15 protein-coding genes are annotated in these 15497 nt (G+C 45.3%); 11 read left to right on the forward strand and 4 right to left on the reverse strand.

Annotated elements, in window-relative coordinates:
* Positions 1-16 precede the first annotated feature (16 nt).
* Genes BMX82_RS09225 through BMX82_RS09235 form a run of 3 tightly spaced genes read left to right on the forward strand, consistent with a single transcriptional unit; the run spans position 17 to position 3009 of the window.
* Positions 17-775 carry a glycosyltransferase family 2 protein gene (locus tag BMX82_RS09225; protein WP_036911273.1) on the forward strand — a complete coding sequence of 253 codons (759 nt, stop codon included), beginning with the start codon at positions 17-19 and terminating at the stop codon, positions 773-775.
* The gene (locus BMX82_RS09230; protein ID WP_081911063.1) at positions 776-1900 is read left to right on the forward strand and encodes an MraY family glycosyltransferase; all 1125 of its coding nucleotides are present in this window, start codon (positions 776-778) and stop codon (positions 1898-1900) included.
* Complete coding sequence (locus BMX82_RS09235; RefSeq protein ID WP_036911510.1) at positions 1897-3009, forward strand: MraY family glycosyltransferase; 1113 nt, start codon at positions 1897-1899, stop codon at positions 3007-3009. Before BMX82_RS09230 ends, BMX82_RS09235 begins: the two co-directional genes overlap by 4 nt.
* A gap of 60 nt (positions 3010-3069) precedes the next feature.
* On the opposite strand, the gene BMX82_RS09240 is transcribed toward BMX82_RS09235, so the two are convergent.
* Genes BMX82_RS09240 through BMX82_RS09250 form a run of 3 tightly spaced genes read right to left on the reverse strand, consistent with a single transcriptional unit; the run spans position 3070 to position 7143 of the window.
* A complete protein-coding gene (locus BMX82_RS09240) occupies positions 3070-5262 on the reverse strand; it encodes a glutamine synthetase III family protein (RefSeq protein ID WP_091768168.1) in 2193 nt (730 codons plus the stop codon).
* A gap of 25 nt (positions 5263-5287) precedes the next feature.
* The gene (locus tag BMX82_RS09245) at positions 5288-6172 is read right to left on the reverse strand and encodes a carbon-nitrogen hydrolase (RefSeq protein WP_036911269.1); all 885 of its coding nucleotides are present in this window, start codon (positions 6170-6172) and stop codon (positions 5288-5290) included.
* Positions 6169-7143 carry an agmatine deiminase family protein gene (locus BMX82_RS09250; RefSeq protein ID WP_410524411.1) on the reverse strand — a complete coding sequence of 325 codons (975 nt, stop codon included), beginning with the start codon at positions 7141-7143 and terminating at the stop codon, positions 6169-6171. The genes BMX82_RS09245 and BMX82_RS09250 overlap by 4 nt, the downstream gene beginning before the upstream one ends.
* A gap of 85 nt (positions 7144-7228) precedes the next feature.
* Here BMX82_RS09250 and BMX82_RS09255 point away from each other — a divergent pair, with 85 nt between their 5' ends.
* The 6 genes from BMX82_RS09255 to BMX82_RS09280 all read left to right on the forward strand — a co-directional run bounded on the left by BMX82_RS09255 (position 7229) and on the right by BMX82_RS09280 (position 12664).
* Positions 7229-7819 (forward strand): ATP-binding cassette domain-containing protein, encoded by a 591-nt coding sequence (locus BMX82_RS09255; RefSeq protein ID WP_091768174.1) that lies wholly within the window; start codon positions 7229-7231, stop codon positions 7817-7819.
* 16 nt (positions 7820-7835) lie between these two features.
* On the forward strand, positions 7836-8591 hold the full coding sequence (locus BMX82_RS09260) for an ABC transporter permease (RefSeq protein WP_091768177.1): 756 nt from the start codon (positions 7836-7838) through the stop codon (positions 8589-8591).
* A gap of 530 nt (positions 8592-9121) precedes the next feature.
* A complete protein-coding gene (locus BMX82_RS09265; protein WP_143058355.1) occupies positions 9122-10177 on the forward strand; it encodes an alpha/beta hydrolase in 1056 nt (351 codons plus the stop codon).
* A 9-nt stretch (positions 10178-10186) separates the two neighbouring features.
* Positions 10187-10948 (forward strand): DNA/RNA non-specific endonuclease, encoded by a 762-nt coding sequence (locus tag BMX82_RS09270; RefSeq protein WP_091768180.1) that lies wholly within the window; start codon positions 10187-10189, stop codon positions 10946-10948.
* Positions 10949-11017: 69 nt separating this feature from the next.
* Positions 11018-11803: a Nif3-like dinuclear metal center hexameric protein gene (locus tag BMX82_RS09275; RefSeq protein WP_091768184.1), complete on the forward strand. Its 786-nt coding sequence runs from the start codon at positions 11018-11020 to the stop codon at positions 11801-11803.
* 12 nt (positions 11804-11815) lie between these two features.
* Positions 11816-12664, forward strand: coding sequence for a zinc ribbon domain-containing protein (locus BMX82_RS09280; protein ID WP_036909396.1), 849 nt, complete (start codon positions 11816-11818; stop codon positions 12662-12664).
* Between the two features lie 3 nt (positions 12665-12667).
* Here the strand turns inward: BMX82_RS09280 and BMX82_RS09285 are convergent, their stop codons facing one another.
* Complete coding sequence (locus tag BMX82_RS09285) at positions 12668-13117, reverse strand: type I restriction enzyme HsdR N-terminal domain-containing protein (RefSeq protein WP_091768187.1); 450 nt, start codon at positions 13115-13117, stop codon at positions 12668-12670.
* Between the two features lie 50 nt (positions 13118-13167).
* Between BMX82_RS09285 and holA the strand changes: the two genes are divergently transcribed.
* Together holA and BMX82_RS09295 are read left to right on the forward strand one after the other, a co-directional pair.
* Positions 13168-14196 carry a DNA polymerase III subunit delta gene (gene holA / locus BMX82_RS09290; protein WP_091768190.1) on the forward strand — a complete coding sequence of 343 codons (1029 nt, stop codon included), beginning with the start codon at positions 13168-13170 and terminating at the stop codon, positions 14194-14196.
* A 776-nt stretch (positions 14197-14972) separates the two neighbouring features.
* On the forward strand, positions 14973-15449 hold the full coding sequence (locus BMX82_RS09295; protein WP_091768193.1) for a helix-turn-helix domain-containing protein: 477 nt from the start codon (positions 14973-14975) through the stop codon (positions 15447-15449).
* Positions 15450-15497 lie beyond the last annotated feature (48 nt).

Genomic DNA, 15497 nt, shown 5'->3' on the forward strand with positions numbered 1-15497 from the left:
TTAAGACACCTTATTTATGAAAATATCAATAATAACAGCTACTTATAATAGTGAGGCTACTTTAAGAGACACAATGGAGAGTATCCTTCGCCAGACATGGCAAGGTTATGAATATATTGTGGTTGATGGCGCCTCGACTGATGGTACATTAGATATCATAAAAGAATATGAGCCTAGGTTTGAAGGAAAAATGAAATATGTCAGTGAACCGGATCGTGGCATTTATGATGCGATGAACAAAGGCTTTTCTATGGCAACAGGTGACATTATTGGCATTCTGAATTCTGATGATTTCTATACCTCTGTAGATGTACTTCAAACCATTGCGGGAAATTTTTTGTTGGGAGAACAGGATGCAGTTTATGCTGATATCCATTATGTGAAGAGCGACGATGTGACAAAGTGTGTTCGTTACTATTCATCATCTGTCTTTCGTCGCCCTCTTATGCGTTTTGGATTGATGCCAGCTCACCCTTCTTTCTATTGTAGTAAGTCTATTTATGAGAAGTATGGGTGTTTTGACACTTCATATAGTATTGCTGCGGATTTTGAGAATCTGCTAAGACTGATATTCATCCATCGTATCAAAATAAAATATATCAAGAAAGACTTTGTTACCATGCGTACGGGAGGAGTCTCAACTGCGGGTATTAGTAGTCGTAAAAAGATTATGCAAGAACATCTGCGCGCATTGCGCGCACATGGTGTTCACTCCAACATCTTCCTACTGAGTCTTCGTTATATATATAAACTTCACGAATTTATCAAGAACTAAATGTTATATCTATCACTTTTTGTTCCATTGCTACTATCTATTGGTTTAGCAATGTATATCATACCGCGTATTTTGGTGGTTAGTGTGAAAAAGGATTTGAACCTCCCCCCTCGCTATACAGATAAAGGGCATCGAAATGTACCCCGTTTAGGTGGTGTGTCGCTATTCCCTATTTTGGTTGTTAGTGTTGGCTTGGCGGCTGTATCGTGTTTGATGTTCGATTGGCGTACATTGTTATCTGGCGAAGATGAAGACACATTTGTACAGTTTACTTTTGCTATAGCAGGGCTCACAACTATGTATCTGTTGGGTGTGATGGATGACCTTATAGGGGTATCATTAGTGTCTAAGTTGGTTATTGAGTTCTTGGCTGCATTGCTGATACCATTATCGGGATTGTGGTTAGATGATTTGCATGGCTTGTTGGGCATTTATGAACTTCCCTATTGGATAGGCCTATTTGGAACGGTGATGACGGTGATGTTTATTACTAATGCAATTCCGATGTTGGATGATGTCGATGGTCTAGCATCTGGTATGGCTATGATAGCCTTTTCTGTATTGGGCGCGTTGTCACTGATTGCAGATATGCCATTTTTGTTAATGATTTGTTCAGCAATGGTAGGTATGCTATTCCCATTCTTTTTCCGTAACGTGATGGGTTGGCGTATCGGTTGGCGTAACATCTATTTGGGTGATACTGGTGGCCTGACCATTGGCTATATGCTGAGTTTTGTCGTGATAGCACTAAGTCGTCAAGGCGGTTATACTCTGCCTGAAGGTATAATTATGGTGTGTTTTGGCACTTTGCTGATTCCTATGTTTGATGTATTACGCGTTGCTGTAATGCGTACGGTAAATCATCGTAGTGTATTTTCTCGTGACAACAATCATATTCATCATCGTCTGATGATGGGTGGAATGGGACCGTTTAATGTCCTTATCACCATTCTGCTGGTATCGGCATTCTTTATCGTGTTGAATGTTGTAGGTGTATGGCTTGACTGGAACCTGTCCTTGTTGTTGGTAGGAAACGTAGCTTGCTGGCTTGTGCTGCAAGTGGTGATTAGTTATTTTAAGAATAAAAATCGTGATAGTTGGGTAGAGCAGGAATGGATGATATGATGATGACATTGTTGTCGGTGGCAGCACCTTTGTTGCTGTCGGCTGTATTGGGATGGCTGTTTATCCCAAGGGTATTGATATTGAGTCACCGTAAACGGTTATTTGATATCCCAGACTTTCGCAAAATGCATGATACGCCTGTTCCACGTTTGGGAGGCATTACTTTTCTGCCTATTCTCCTAATATGTGTCTGCTTGATAGTTGGTTGTTGGGTGATGCTAGGCATTCCTTATAAAATAGTACATCTCGATATCGTATTCATTCGTTTTGTCTTGCTCTTTGTTGGCATGATGATGCTCTTCCTTGTGGGTGTTGTTGATGATCTGATAGGTGTCACGTATAAAGCAAAGTTCCTAGTTCAGATTGTATGTGCTTTGCTCTTTCCTCTGTCAGGTGTATGGATTCACGATTTGGCAGGACTTTTCTGGATAAATGAGATACCAGCATGCATAGGTATTTTGTTAACGGTATTCGCAGTTGTTTATGTTACTAACGCTATCAATTTGATTGATGGTATTGATGGTTTGGCTGCAGGCATCTGTGCAATATCCCTTAGTACGTTTGGTTTGGCGGCTGCGGTAACAGGTCAATGTCTTTTCATCCTGTTTGCTTTTGGTATGTTGGGAATCCTGTTGCCTTTCTGGGTCTATAATGTCTATGGTAACATACAAAAAGGACATAAGATATTTATGGGTGATACAGGTAGCTTGACTTTAGGCTATCTTGTTAGTTTCCTTCTGATCTCAATGGCAAGTGAGTCGGGCAAAGCGTTCCCTCGTGATATTCTGATTATCGGTCTTTCAACGATGCTTCTTCCTATGTTTGATATAGTAAGGGTGGTTATTGCAAGAATGAAGAATCACCATAATCCGTTCTTGCCAGACAAGAATCATATACATCATAAACTACTTCGTACAGGATTAAGTGCCCGTTGGGTCATGGCTGTGCTCATTATGACATCTCTGCTCATTGTTCTTGTGACGATGTTGGGTGTATGGTTACACCTGGGAAGTACATGGATATTTCTGATTGACTTAGGTGTATGGTTAATTTTCGATTATACGATTAACTATTTCATTCATAAGAACCATCGAAAGATATATGAATAGGATTACCTACAGTATTCTAGTAAAATAAGAAATCCCGCTCTTTTGGAGCGGGATTTCTTATTATCTGATGAAGAGTAGTTCACGGTATTTGGGGAGTGACCAGAGTCCGTCTTCTACAATCATCTCTAGATGATCGATTTCATAGCGGATAGCATCCATTTTCGGACATACCGTATCGTGGTATGAGATAGCACGCTCGTGTATGTTGTATATATGGTTAGCCACTCGGCGAGCATCGGTCAGATCCTCTACAAGTTGCTCAATGCGTTCAGTACGTTCGGCAATCTCCTGGATAAGTTTCATGTTACGTGCCGAGAGACGATTAGCCTGATCAGTAGGAAATACGTCTTTCATGCCCTGAACGTTCTTGATGAGTTGTGACTGGTAATGAGTAGATACAGGGATAATATGATTCATCGACATGTCACCCATGACGCGAGCTTCAATCTGTACAGTCTTCACGTATGTCTCCCATTTTACCTCGTTGCGAGCCTCAAGCTCCTTGCGGTTCATCACCTTAGTCGATTCAAACATCTTGATGCTTGAGTCATCGAGATAGTGCTCAAAGATTTTGGGACATGACTTCTCTACATCAAGTCCGCGACGGGCAGCTTCTCTTATCCATTCATCACTGTAGCCGTTGCCGTCGAAACGTATGGGCTTACATGTCTTAATGTCTTCGCGAAGCACGTCAACGATGGCTGACAATTTATTCTCGCCTTTAGCGATACGCTTGTCAACTCGCTTATTGAAAGAGTTCAGGGCCTCTGCCATTGCAGAGTTCAGAGCAATCATGGCTGAGGCGCAGTTGGCTGAAGACCCTGGAGCACGGAACTCAAATCGATTGCCAGTAAATGCAAAAGGCGATGTGCGGTTGCGATCGGTGTTATCGATAATCAGATCAGGAATCTGTGGAATATCGATTTCCATGCCCTGCTTGCCTTTCAGCGCAAAGAGTTCTTCCTTGTCTGAGAGTTCGATGTGGTCAAGCAACTCCGTCAGCTGTTTGCCAAGGAAACTGCTGATGATGGATGGAGGTGCTTCATTACCCCCTAAACGATGGGCATTGGTTGCACTCATGATGGAGGCTTTCAACAGTCCGTTATGGCGATATACACCCATTAGGGTTTCTACGATGAAGGTCACGAAACGCAGATTCTCTTCAGGTGTCTTGCCTGGTGCATGGAGCAGGATACCATTATCAGCAGATAGGCTCCAGTTGTTGTGCTTACCCGAGCCGTTGACGCCGTCGAAGGGCTTTTCGTGGAGCAAGACGCGAAAACCATGATTGCGGGCTACACGTTTCATGAGCGACATAAGCAGCATGTTGTGGTCGACGGCCAGATTACACTCTTCGAAAATTGGAGCGAGCTCAAATTGGTTAGGAGCCACCTCGTTATGTCTGGTCTTACAAGGGATGGCGAGTTCCAAGGCCTGAATTTCCAGATCCTTCATAAAGGCCTGTACGCGATCAGGTATTGTGCCGAAGTAGTGGTCGTCCATCTGCTGGTTCTTTGCGCTTTCGTGTCCCATTAGCGTACGACCTGTCATTACTAGGTCAGGACGGGCAGAGTAGAGACCTTCGTCAACAAGGAAGTACTCTTGCTCCCAACCTAGGTTCACCTGCACCTTCTTGACGTCGTCATAGAAATACTTGCAAGTGTTGGTCGCTGCCTTTCCTACAGCGTGGAGAGAGCGCAGAAGCGGGGCTTTATAATCGAGTGCTTCGCCTGTATATGAAATGAAAATCGTTGGGATACAGAGTGTGTCGTCGATAATGAATACGGGCGATGTCGGATCCCATGCAGAGTAGCCTCTAGCCTCGAAGGTATTACGAATGCCGCCGTTGGGGAATGATGAGGCATCGGGCTCTTGCTGAACAAGCAACTTTCCGCTGAAGTTCTCTACCATACCGCCTTTTCCGTCGTGCTCCACGAAGGCATCGTGCTTTTCGGCCGTTCCCTCCGTTAAGGGCTGGAACCAGTGAGTATAGTGGGTGACTCCCATTTCCTGTGCCCACTGCTTCATACCTAAAGCTACGGCGTCGGCAATACTGCGGTCTAGACGGGCACCATTGTCTATAACGTCGATGAGCTTGTTATACACATCAGCAGGCAGGTATTTATACATCTTCTGGCGGTTGAATACATATTTCCCGAAGTATTCTGATGGGCGCTCAGAAGGTGTAGCCACCTCAAGGGCCTTCTTTTTGAAAGCTTCTTCTACAACTTGGAATCTTAGTTGATTGCTCATAATTATGATTTAGTTCTTAAATATTTCAGTCTATAAAACGGCGGGTAATGTCGCTGTATTTGTCGATGCGGCGGTCGCGGAGGAATGGCCACCAGCGACGTACTTGTTCTGAGTGGTCGAGGTCGAGCTCCACGATGATACTCTCTTCCTCATCGGTAGAGGCTTCGTAGATGATTTCGCCCTGAGGGCCTGCTACGAACGATGTACCCCAGAACTGGATACCGTTTGTCTGACTAGAAGGATCGGGCTCATGGCCTACACGATTGACGGTAATGACGGGCAGGCCGTTAGCAACGGCATGTCCTCTCTGAACTGTCTGCCAAGCCATTCTCTGGCGTTGCTGTTCCTCGGGCGTGTCGCTCGACTCATAGCCGATGGCTGTAGGATAAATCAGCATGTCGGCGCCCTGTAGGGCCATCAGACGTGCTGCCTCCGGATACCACTGGTCCCAACAGACAAGTACACCCAGTTTTCCAACTGAGGTCTGTATAGGATGGAATCCCAAATCGCCAGGAGTGAAGTAGAACTTCTCGTAGTAGGCTGGATCGTCGGGAATGTGCATCTTCCGATAAATGCCGGCTATCGAGCCGTCTTTCTCGATGACAACAGCCGTATTATGATAGAGCCCTGATGCCCGTTTCTCGAAGAGCGAGGTCACGATAACCACCCCAAACTGCTTGGCTATCTCGCCAAAGAGCTTGGTTGAAGGGCCTGGGATGGGCTCTGCATAGTCGAAATTGTCAACACTCTCCGTCTGACAGAAGTAGAGCGAGTTGTGCAGCTCCTGCAATACAATCAACTGGGCGCCTCGCTTGGCAAGGTCGCTAACTCCTTCTGCAAGACGCAGTATGTTATTCTGCGTGTCAGCCGTGTTGTGCTGCTGTAGAAATCCAATCTTCAGTTCTTTCATATTTTGGGGTATTGCATGGTGCAGCAATGGAGCGAGCCATGCTGCTTAATGATACTTCTACAATCGATGCCCACAATCTCTCTGTCAGGGAATGCCTGGCCAATCACCCGAAGAGCCTCTGCATCGAGGTCGGGCTGTGCATAGGTGGGACAGAGCACTGCTCCGTTCACTACAAGGAAGTTGGCATACGTGGCGGGCAGTCTCTCGCCATCAAAGATGATAGGGCGGGGCATTGGCAGTTTCATCAGACGATATGGCTTGCCTTCAAGCGTGCGGAAGGTCTTCAGTTGTTCCTCCATCAGTCTCAGGTCCTCATACTGTTCGTCGTCAGGATCGTCACACCCCATATATAATAAGGTGTCTTCTGGACAGATGCGTACTAATGTATCGATATGCCCGTCGGTGTCGTCGCCCGTCAGGTTGCCGTAGTCTATCCAGAGTATGCGTTTCGCGTGGAGTTCACGTTTCAATCGCTCTTCTATCTGTTCTTTGCTAAGAGGTTGGTTGCGATGAGGTGCCAGCAGACAGCCCGTAGTGGTGAACACCGTGCCCTTGCCGTCGCTCTCAATAGAACCACCTTCGAGCACGAAGTCGAGACAGTCCACATATTCGCCTTTCAGTTTTCCTTCGTCATAAAGTCTGCGATTGATGGCGTTGTCTAGTTCAGCGGCGAACTTCTCGCCCCAGCCGTTAAAGCAGAAGTCGAGCAGACGGGCGTGGCCTTCGTCATCAACGAGGGTGATGAACCCGTGATCTCTAGCCCAAGTGTCGTTAGATGGTTCACCGACAATTAGCAGTTCTTCGCGTTTTTCAATCTCGCAGGCCATCTCCTTGTAGGTGGCTGTTATCTCTTCGAGCATCGGAGCCCAGTCTGTTCCTGCGTGCGGCCAAGTAAGCTGCACACCCCACTGAGGCTCCCATTCTGCTGGTAAGCGCCACTTCTTTGTATCGGCTTTTACGTCCATTATCATTAATTTGGTGCAAAGGTACAACTTTTTTGGTGAATAGTAGATAGTGAATAGTGAAAAATGTGTATCTTTGCAGAAAATATTAAGCATGCTGGAATTTAAGGATGCCACAATCGAAGTGGGCGAGCGAGTGCTGGTGGAACGGCTTTCGCTGATTGCCAAAGATGGCGAGCTGACCTGTGTCACAGGGCCTGAGGGTTCTGGCAAGACTACGTTGCTGCGTGCGCTGATGGGCTTTCAGCCAGTAAAAGAGGGCTTTGTGAGCGTCGATGGTGAGCTGTTGACAGTCTTGTCTGCCCATGCCTTCCGCAAGATGATGGTCTATCTGCCCCAGCAGATGCAGCTTCTGGCGCATGCTATCACGGAATCTGAGCCTGTTGAAGAGCAAACCGCAGACGAATATGCCGTTTGGAACGCCGTCTTGCCCTCAGCAGACAAAGCTATTGCTCCAAAACCTCTTAGCGCAGAAGAAATCATGCTGCTGGCTGAGAAGACGCTGAGAGACGCAGAGAATAAGCCTATTGTGATAGCCGATGAGCCAACGGCCCTTCTTACGCCAGAGCTGACGATGCGTATGATTCAGTTGCTAAAGGCGCAGGCAGCGATGGGCAAGACGGTGCTTGTTGCAAGCCGTCATCCTCAGATGATAGAATATGCAGATATGATTGTAAGATTATAAGACCTATATAAATATAATGAAGATATTGATATTACATACTTTTCTCGCCCTTCTGCTGTTGCTGATTCCTGCTGGGGCGCTCTATTTTTTTGAGCCCAAGAAACTTGTCAGATTCCTGATGGTTATTGGCCGTATGGCAGCCCAGTTGCTGGCGCTCTGCCTTCTGGTGTGGGTGCTGATAAGGGTCGACAGCGTCTGGTTGTCTGTGGCTTGGCTTGTGGCAATGGCCTTGGGAGGATCGTGGCTCGTGCTGAAACGATGTGAGCTGAAGGGTAGGGCTATGCTGCCTGCTGTGGCATTAGGTTTGTTCCTAGGCGTTTTTCTGGTAGGCATGTGGCTGTTAGCTGTCGTTCTGCCCGTTAAAGCTTTTGATGTCCGTTGGTTCGTACCCGTGATGTCGCTTCTGATGGGCCACTCTGTCTCGATGCTTGTTCGTGGACTCAGTACCTATCTCTCTGCCCTACAAACAGATAAAGAGCACTACGAGTTCCTGCGTGGCAATGGTACTCCCCATTTTAAGGCTCTCCAGCCCTTTATGCGTAGCGCTCTGTTGGCTGTTGTTCAGCCCACGATGGTAAATCTCTCTCAGCTCGCTCTCGCCTCAATGCCTTTGCTGCTGGTGGGTCTGCTGTTGGGCGGTCTCACTCCTGTCAACGCTTTCGCGATGATGCTCTTTATGACGATAGGTTGCATCTCAGCTTCCGTGCTTGTCTTGGGACTTACCATTCTCTTGACAGATAAGAAAGTGTGGTCTTTTAGCGAAAACCTATAGCAGATTGTAAAGAATATATGTCTGAAAAAGTGCCTCCCAGTTTTCTTAATCTAGAGAAACTGGGAGGCTTTTTAGGGCGTTTTGGAGTTGTATTACGACTAAGTAAGAGTTTCAAGTAAGTAAAGTAGGGGTTTGCTCGGAGTAAAGTCCCACTTTAGTCGGTCTAAAGCTGTGGCTTTTTAGGGCGAAAATATATCAAAAATCGGGCATTTCAAGGTTTTTTTTAGTATGATATCCTGACAATATTTTGTAACAACCATGTATTCAGGCAGATACAAAACAGCTCAAAACTCGCGTATTTGCGACCGATTGATTGCTTTCTGACTTTTGCGCGAGTTATGAGCGTTGCTTTGTCTGGAGTTTTCGCATCGGAGAATCATCCTGCTCGGAAATGTCGAGTTGCGCTCGAAGTGGGAGCTTGCTCAAAAAAAACAGATATTATTTGGATATTTGTTTGCTTATTAGTAACTTTGCAAACTAAACGAATTAATTATAAACCCAATAAAAAACTGAATTAAAATATTACGAAAATGAAGAAACTTTTTTTATCAGCGATGATGATCGCTATGAGTGTGGGGCTGATGGATGCCCAGACCGTTCAGAAGCAAGTGGTAGAAGAGGGCGGTACAGGTCCTTTTAAGTCTGAGGTTGTAGGCGACGCTTCATGCCCAGGCTTCACCGTTTATCGTCCCCAGAACCTGAAGGATGTGGTGGCCCGTCAGGGTGCCCTGCCTGTGATTGTATATGCCAACGGTGCCTGCTTCAATAACAACGTCGAGATGCGTCTGTTGCTCAGCGAGGTGGCCTCTTATGGTTATGTGGCTGCAGCTATCGGTCCCTATGATGAGGAAGATGTGATGGCCCAGTGGCGTGGCGTGCTCAAGTCGGCCTATCCTGAAACAAAAGGTGAGGTGGTGATGGCCAATGGTGAGAAGATCCTGCCTCTGACGCCTGAGGAGTTGAAGGCCCGTCAGGAGGAGCAGGCCCGTCAGCGCGAGCTGGCTGCCAAGGCCGCCAAGAAAGCCAAGAAACAGCAGCCCGCAGTTCCACAGTTCCGCACATATCCCAAAATGCTGCTTGAGGTGCTCGACTGGCTGACAGAGCAGAATGCTGCTCAAGGCTCAGAGTACTATCATTGCCTCGATTTGCAGCGCGTGGCTGCCATGGGCCAGTCGTGTGGTGGCGCTCAAGTATTGGGCGTGGCATACGACCCCCGTATCAAGACCTGCGTGATGCTTAACTCAGGTATCGGCGATATGGAGATGATGGGTTCTACGAAGGAGAATCTGAAGAATCTGCATCAGCCCATGTTCTATATGATTGGTGGTCCTGGCGACATTGCTTATGCAAATGCCCAGAAAGACTATGAGCGTATAGCTGATAACATACCTGTGGTGATGCTTAACTCGAAGGACGGCCACAGCGGCACTTACTACGAGAAGTTTGGCGGCAATTATGCCAAGGCTGTCGTGAAGTGGCTCGACTGGCAGTTGAAGGGACTTGTTGGTCAGTCGGCTCTCTTCCTCGATGATGACTATCTGAAGCTGAAGTTCCCAGAATGGCAAGGCGTCCGCAAGAACTTCTGATAACAGGCAATGCGAAAGAGAAGAAACATAATATTGATGCTGGCTCTGATGGTAAGCTTTACGGCTTGTCAGGGGCAGAGCATCGTGAAATATGAGCTGCCCGCCAAACTGAAGGACCGCCCAGAGCGGATCCTTCAGCGTGTGGGCTACACCACGTCGTACAATGAACAGACGAAGACGCCCAACTGGGTGGCATGGCATCTGACGAAAGCACATACCTATGGCTCACATCAGCGCAAACAGGAGGTGTTTACCGAGGATGAAGATATCGCCAAAGGACGTCGCGCCACGAATATGGACTACTATAACTCGCGCTACGACAGGGGACATATGTGTCCTGCTGGCGATAATAAGTGGGACAAGCAGGCGATGGCGCAGTCGTTCCTGTTTACGAACATCTGTCCGCAGAATCACGGGCTCAACAAGTATGAGTGGAACGATCTCGAGATACTTTGTCGCGATTGGGCGAGGAAATACGGTGCCATCGATATCGTGTGCGGACCGCTCTACAGCCCGAAAGGTGAATGGAAGACGATAGGAAAGAATAAGGTGCGTGTGCCTGAGGCCTTTTTCAAGGTGGTGCTTTGCCGCCAGGGTAGGGTGAAAGCCATTGGCTTCGTTTATCGCAACGAGGGCGTGAAGCAGAAAATGGTTGAGGCGGTGCGCTCTGTCGACGAAATAGAGCGCCTGACGGGCATCGACTTTTTTCCTTCCCTTGACGATCAGATAGAGGAAAAGGTAGAGGCTCAGGCTAAGCTAAGTGATTGGTAAAGAGTTAAAAACGTTTAATAAATAGGTGAGCCGAGGCGCTGTCTCGGCTTTTTGTTGTACCTTTGCAGCGTGAAAATAAAAGAAGTGCTGAGCGCCCTTGAACGTTTCGCGCCTCTGCCCTTGCAGGAAAGTTGGGATAATGCTGGCTTGCAGGTTGGACTGACAGAGACGGAGGTTTCAGGGGCATTATTGTGTTTGGACGTCAACGAACGTATTGTCGACGAGGCCATCGCGAAGGGGTGCAATCTCATTGTATCCCATCATCCGTTGCTCTTCCGCGGCCTGAAAACAATCAGCGACTTGACGGATGTGCAACGCACGGTGAGGAAGGCTATACTGAATGGCGTCGCTGTTGTTTCGATGCACACCAACATGGACAATGCACGTGGGGGTGTTAACTTCCGCATCGCTCAGAAACTGGGACTGAAGAACGTTGGTTTCTTCGCCCAGAAAAGCGTAGATGGTATCGAGGCAGGGAGTGGCGTGACAGGCGAATTGCCAGAACCTCAGGCTGCTGACGATTTCATTATTCAGGTGAAGAAAACTTTTGGAGTGGAGTGCGCCATGTGCAACGAACTGCTCCGTCGCCCTGTCAAAAAGGTTGCTATCTGTGGCGGGGCAGGTGATTTCTTGCTCGATGAAGCCGTGAAAGCAGGAGCCGACGCCTTTATCACGGGCGAGATGCACTATCACCAGTACTTCGGCTATGAGCAGCAGATACAGATTTGCGTCATCGGCCATTATCAGAGCGAACAGTATACGGCTGAGGTGTTCGAGGAGATTATACAGAAGGAATGCCCAGACGTAAAGACATATATCGCTGAGACTTGTACGAATCCAATATTGTATATCTAATATAGTAAAATTATGGCAAAGAAAGATCCTACAGATTTGTCAGTAGAAGAGAAACTGAAGACCCTATATCAGCTTCAGTCGGCTCTCTCTGCAATTGATGAGAAAAGAGCGCTGAGAGGTGAACTGCCTCTCGAAGTACAGGACCTGGAAGATGAAATCGAAGGTCTGACCACTCGTATTGAAAAGATTAAGAGCGACATCAATGAGTTCCAAGCTGCCATTACTCAGAAGAAGGGCGAGATTGCTGATGCTGAGGCAAGCGTGGCTCGCTATAAGAGCCAGCTGGACGAGGTGAAGAACAACCGTGAGTATGACACGCTGTCAAAGGAAATTGAATTCCAGACACTGGAGATTGAACTCTGCAATAAGAAGATTCGCGAGGCCAACACCCGTATTCAGGAAAAGCAGAATGAGTTAGCTTCTAACGAAGAGGTTATCAAGGAGCGTCAGGGCGATCTTGAGGTGAAGAAAAATGAACTCGACGAGATCATGGCTGAGACTCGTGCAGAAGAGGAGAAACTGAAAGAGAAAGTAAAGGACCTCGAATCAAAAATCGAGAGCCGTTTGTTGACTTCTTTCAAGCGCATCCGTAAGAATGCACGCAATGGTCTTGGTATTGTTTACGTTCAGCGTGATGCCTGTGGTGGTTGCTTCAATAAGATTCCGCCCCAGCGCCAACTCGACATCAAGATGCACAAGAAAGTTATCGTTTGTGAGTACTGTGGTCGCATCATGATCGACCCAGAACTGGCGGGTGTAAAGATTGACAAGACATCAAGCGAGGAGAAGAAGACTCGCAAGCGCGCCATTCGTAAGTCTGCTTCGTCGAAGAAGACAACTGATGCAAACGATATGGAGTAAATGTTAAAGGTTTTGATAGTCTGGAATATCCTCTAGAAAATAGTATTTCTGATTGAGATAATCCATCTTGCAACAATAGTGCTGCAGTCCGTTACTGACTATCAGATAATCCACTTTCAGCAGAAGATTGTAGACCGATATTTGGTCGAAAGTCTTCTGCTGAATTTTTATGGTTGGGGCTTTGTACTCAATAATCATCTGAGGCATCGCCACCTTATTATATAATATGGAGTCACAGCGAAGGCGCTTTTCACCTAGACGCAGTTCAATCTCGTTGCCCAGAAGTCCTTTGGGATAGCCTTTCTGTTCTATAAGAAAATGCACAAAATGCTGTCTCACCCATTCTTCAGGGGTCAGTGTTACGTATTTCCGACGTAAAAAGTCGAAAATCATCTGTTTGTCCCCCTTATTCGTGATTTTTATGGGGTATGGTGGTAGGTTTAATCGAAACATTTTTGTAACTTTGTACCCGCAAAAGTACAAATAAAAAATGAATTACCATCATGGCAGAGGCAAAAAGTGTCACTTTTGATAGTATCATGCGCGATTTAGAAGCGCGGAAGTTCGCGCCCATCTATTATCTGATGGGCGATGAGCCTTACTATATCGACAAGATTGCCGATTATATAGCTGAACATGTACTGCAACCCGAGGAGCGCGATTTCAATCAGACTGTTCTTTTCGGTTCAGATGTGACGGCTTCGCAGATAGCTGATGCTGCGCGTCGTTATCCCATGATGTCAGAATATCAGGTACTTATTGTGAAAGAGGCACAGAACGTGAAGAACACAGATGCTTTGGAGAAGTATTTCAAGGCTCCAATGGCTTCTACAATTCTGGTGATGTGCCATAAAAATGGTACGATTGACGGACGAAAGAAAGAATACGTAAAGGCTATCACAGCTACGGGTATACTTTTTGAAAGTAAAAAGCTGCGCGATCGCGACCTTCCTGTCTTTATCGAGAATTATCTGAGAAAACGTCAGGTGAGCATCGATCCTAAATCGACTCAAATGATTGCTGATAATATTGGCGCAGATTTGAGCAGACTGACTGGAGAGTTGGATAAGGTTATTCTATCTCTGCCAGAACAGGATAGGAGAGTGACTCCACAGGTTGTTGAGGATCAGATAGGAGTTAGTAAAGAGTTTAATGGTTTTGAGCTTCGTGACGCTATTGTAAACCGAGATGTTTATAAGGCAAATCAGATAATAAAATATTTTGACGAAAATCCGAAGGCTGGTAGTATCTATTCATTTCTCCCAATGCTCTTTAATTTCTTCCAGAATTTAATGATCTCCTATTATGCTCCAAATAATAAGAGTCAGGAAGGGGTAGCAGAATGGTTAGAATTAAGATCACCATGGGCTGCCAAGGACTACATGAAGGGGATGAAAAATTACTCAGGAATGAAAGTGATGCAGATAATTACCAAGATACGTGAAATAGATGCCAAAAGTAAGGGCTTAGATAACCCTAATACCCCTCCTGGAGAGCTCATGAAAGAACTGATTTTTTACATTCTGCACTAAAAAATCGACTTTTCTACTTCTAGAATTTCCTAAAATAGCGCTTTTCGTGAGCGTTTTTTTTATGCGTAAATGCCCATAAATCAAGGGTTTTGCACGATTTTCACCCCTTCAAAACTCGCGTTTTTCGCACCGTTCTATCCAGTTGTTCTGAATACGGGAAAAATGGCAAAATTAGACTTTACATCACCCGTTTAATTTGGCATTAACATTCTTTTGTGTTTTCAATGCTGAATTTGCGTTTGTAATTTAAAACCGAAATAATGTATTTTTTCACATTCTTAATTTAATGTTACGTTTATATAAACATGTATGCTTATATATTGTTTTGGTTTGTAAATGCAAATATCGGCATTCAAATATTTAAATTCATAAATATACACTTCTCCTTATACAATAATAAATAACTAATATTCAGCATCTTATGAATTAAATAAGGGAATTTAGCACATATTATATGCTTTTTGAGGATAAAAATCTGCATAATTGTTTCTTAAATACATAAAATTATGTAAATACCTTATTTATACCCAGTTATTTGCGTTTCATTCTCTTAATTACTCCTTTTTAATGATTTAGTTCTTTAAATTTTGATTTGTAATTCAATAATAAAATAGCAACCCTTCAGTATTATAGATTTATAAATATAAAAACGCAAACCAATAGTTTAAAAATCAAAATTTTCTTCATAATTGTTGTTTATTTCAAAAATTTACTTTACCTTTGTAAACTGAAAGAAAAACGGGTCTTTTGACCCCTTAAACGCCTAAAGATATAAAATGAAGGATCGTATTAGACAAATTATGGAGTCTCAGAGAATGACTCAGCAAGAGTTCGCCGACTATATTGGATTGGCCCCTGCCACTCTTAGTAGTATCTTTAATGGTCGCACCCGCCCTACCATGAATGTGGTGGAGGCTCTCAAAAAGAAAATTCCAGACATCAGTACTGATTGGTTGATTTTTGGTTCTGGAGAGATGTTTGTCAAGCCTCAAGGTATGGTTACTAGCTCTCCAACACCTGCATCTGAGTCTCTTTTTCCAGATTCTCCGATGCTTGATTTCGATCATACCGCATCTCCTACCCCACAAAATAATGGTCAATCGCTATCAAATTTTAATGGTGTAAAATCTACACGGCCAGAAATTGTAAGAGAAGAAGTTAAAATAGTTGACAAACCGCAAAGGCGTGTCATGGAGATTCGGGTATTTTATGATGATCAGACATGGGAAACTTTTGTCCCTGCTAAAAAATAAGGAACCAAATATATTTGGTATTTTTCTCACTTATTTGTACCTTTGCAG

It is taken from the genome of Prevotella sp. khp7, assembly GCF_900109055.1.
GTDB lineage: Bacteria > Bacteroidota > Bacteroidia > Bacteroidales > Bacteroidaceae > Prevotella.

Coding starts and splice junctions, on each gene's coding strand:
- BMX82_RS09285 (WP_091768187.1), bottom strand. CDS start 13,117: ATGTTTCGATTAAACCTACCACCATACCCCATAAAAATCACGAATAAG.
- BMX82_RS09245 (WP_036911269.1), bottom strand. CDS start 6,172: ATGAAAGAACTGAAGATTGGATTTCTACAGCAGCACAACACGGCTGAC.
- BMX82_RS09280 (WP_036909396.1), top strand. CDS start 11,816: ATGGCAAAGAAAGATCCTACAGATTTGTCAGTAGAAGAGAAACTGAAG.
- BMX82_RS09235 (WP_036911510.1), top strand. CDS start 1,897: ATGATGATGACATTGTTGTCGGTGGCAGCACCTTTGTTGCTGTCGGCT.
- BMX82_RS09230 (WP_081911063.1), top strand. CDS start 776: ATGTTATATCTATCACTTTTTGTTCCATTGCTACTATCTATTGGTTTA.
- BMX82_RS09295 (WP_091768193.1), top strand. CDS start 14,973: ATGAAGGATCGTATTAGACAAATTATGGAGTCTCAGAGAATGACTCAG.
- BMX82_RS09260 (WP_091768177.1), top strand. CDS start 7,836: ATGAAGATATTGATATTACATACTTTTCTCGCCCTTCTGCTGTTGCTG.
- BMX82_RS09240 (WP_091768168.1), bottom strand. CDS start 5,262: ATGAGCAATCAACTAAGATTCCAAGTTGTAGAAGAAGCTTTCAAAAAG.
- BMX82_RS09270 (WP_091768180.1), top strand. CDS start 10,187: ATGCGAAAGAGAAGAAACATAATATTGATGCTGGCTCTGATGGTAAGC.
- BMX82_RS09265 (WP_143058355.1), top strand. CDS start 9,122: ATGAAGAAACTTTTTTTATCAGCGATGATGATCGCTATGAGTGTGGGG.
- BMX82_RS09225 (WP_036911273.1), top strand. CDS start 17: ATGAAAATATCAATAATAACAGCTACTTATAATAGTGAGGCTACTTTA.
- BMX82_RS09250 (WP_410524411.1), bottom strand. CDS start 7,143: ATGATAATGGACGTAAAAGCCGATACAAAGAAGTGGCGCTTACCAGCA.
- holA (WP_091768190.1), top strand. CDS start 13,168: ATGGCAGAGGCAAAAAGTGTCACTTTTGATAGTATCATGCGCGATTTA.
- BMX82_RS09255 (WP_091768174.1), top strand. CDS start 7,229: ATGCTGGAATTTAAGGATGCCACAATCGAAGTGGGCGAGCGAGTGCTG.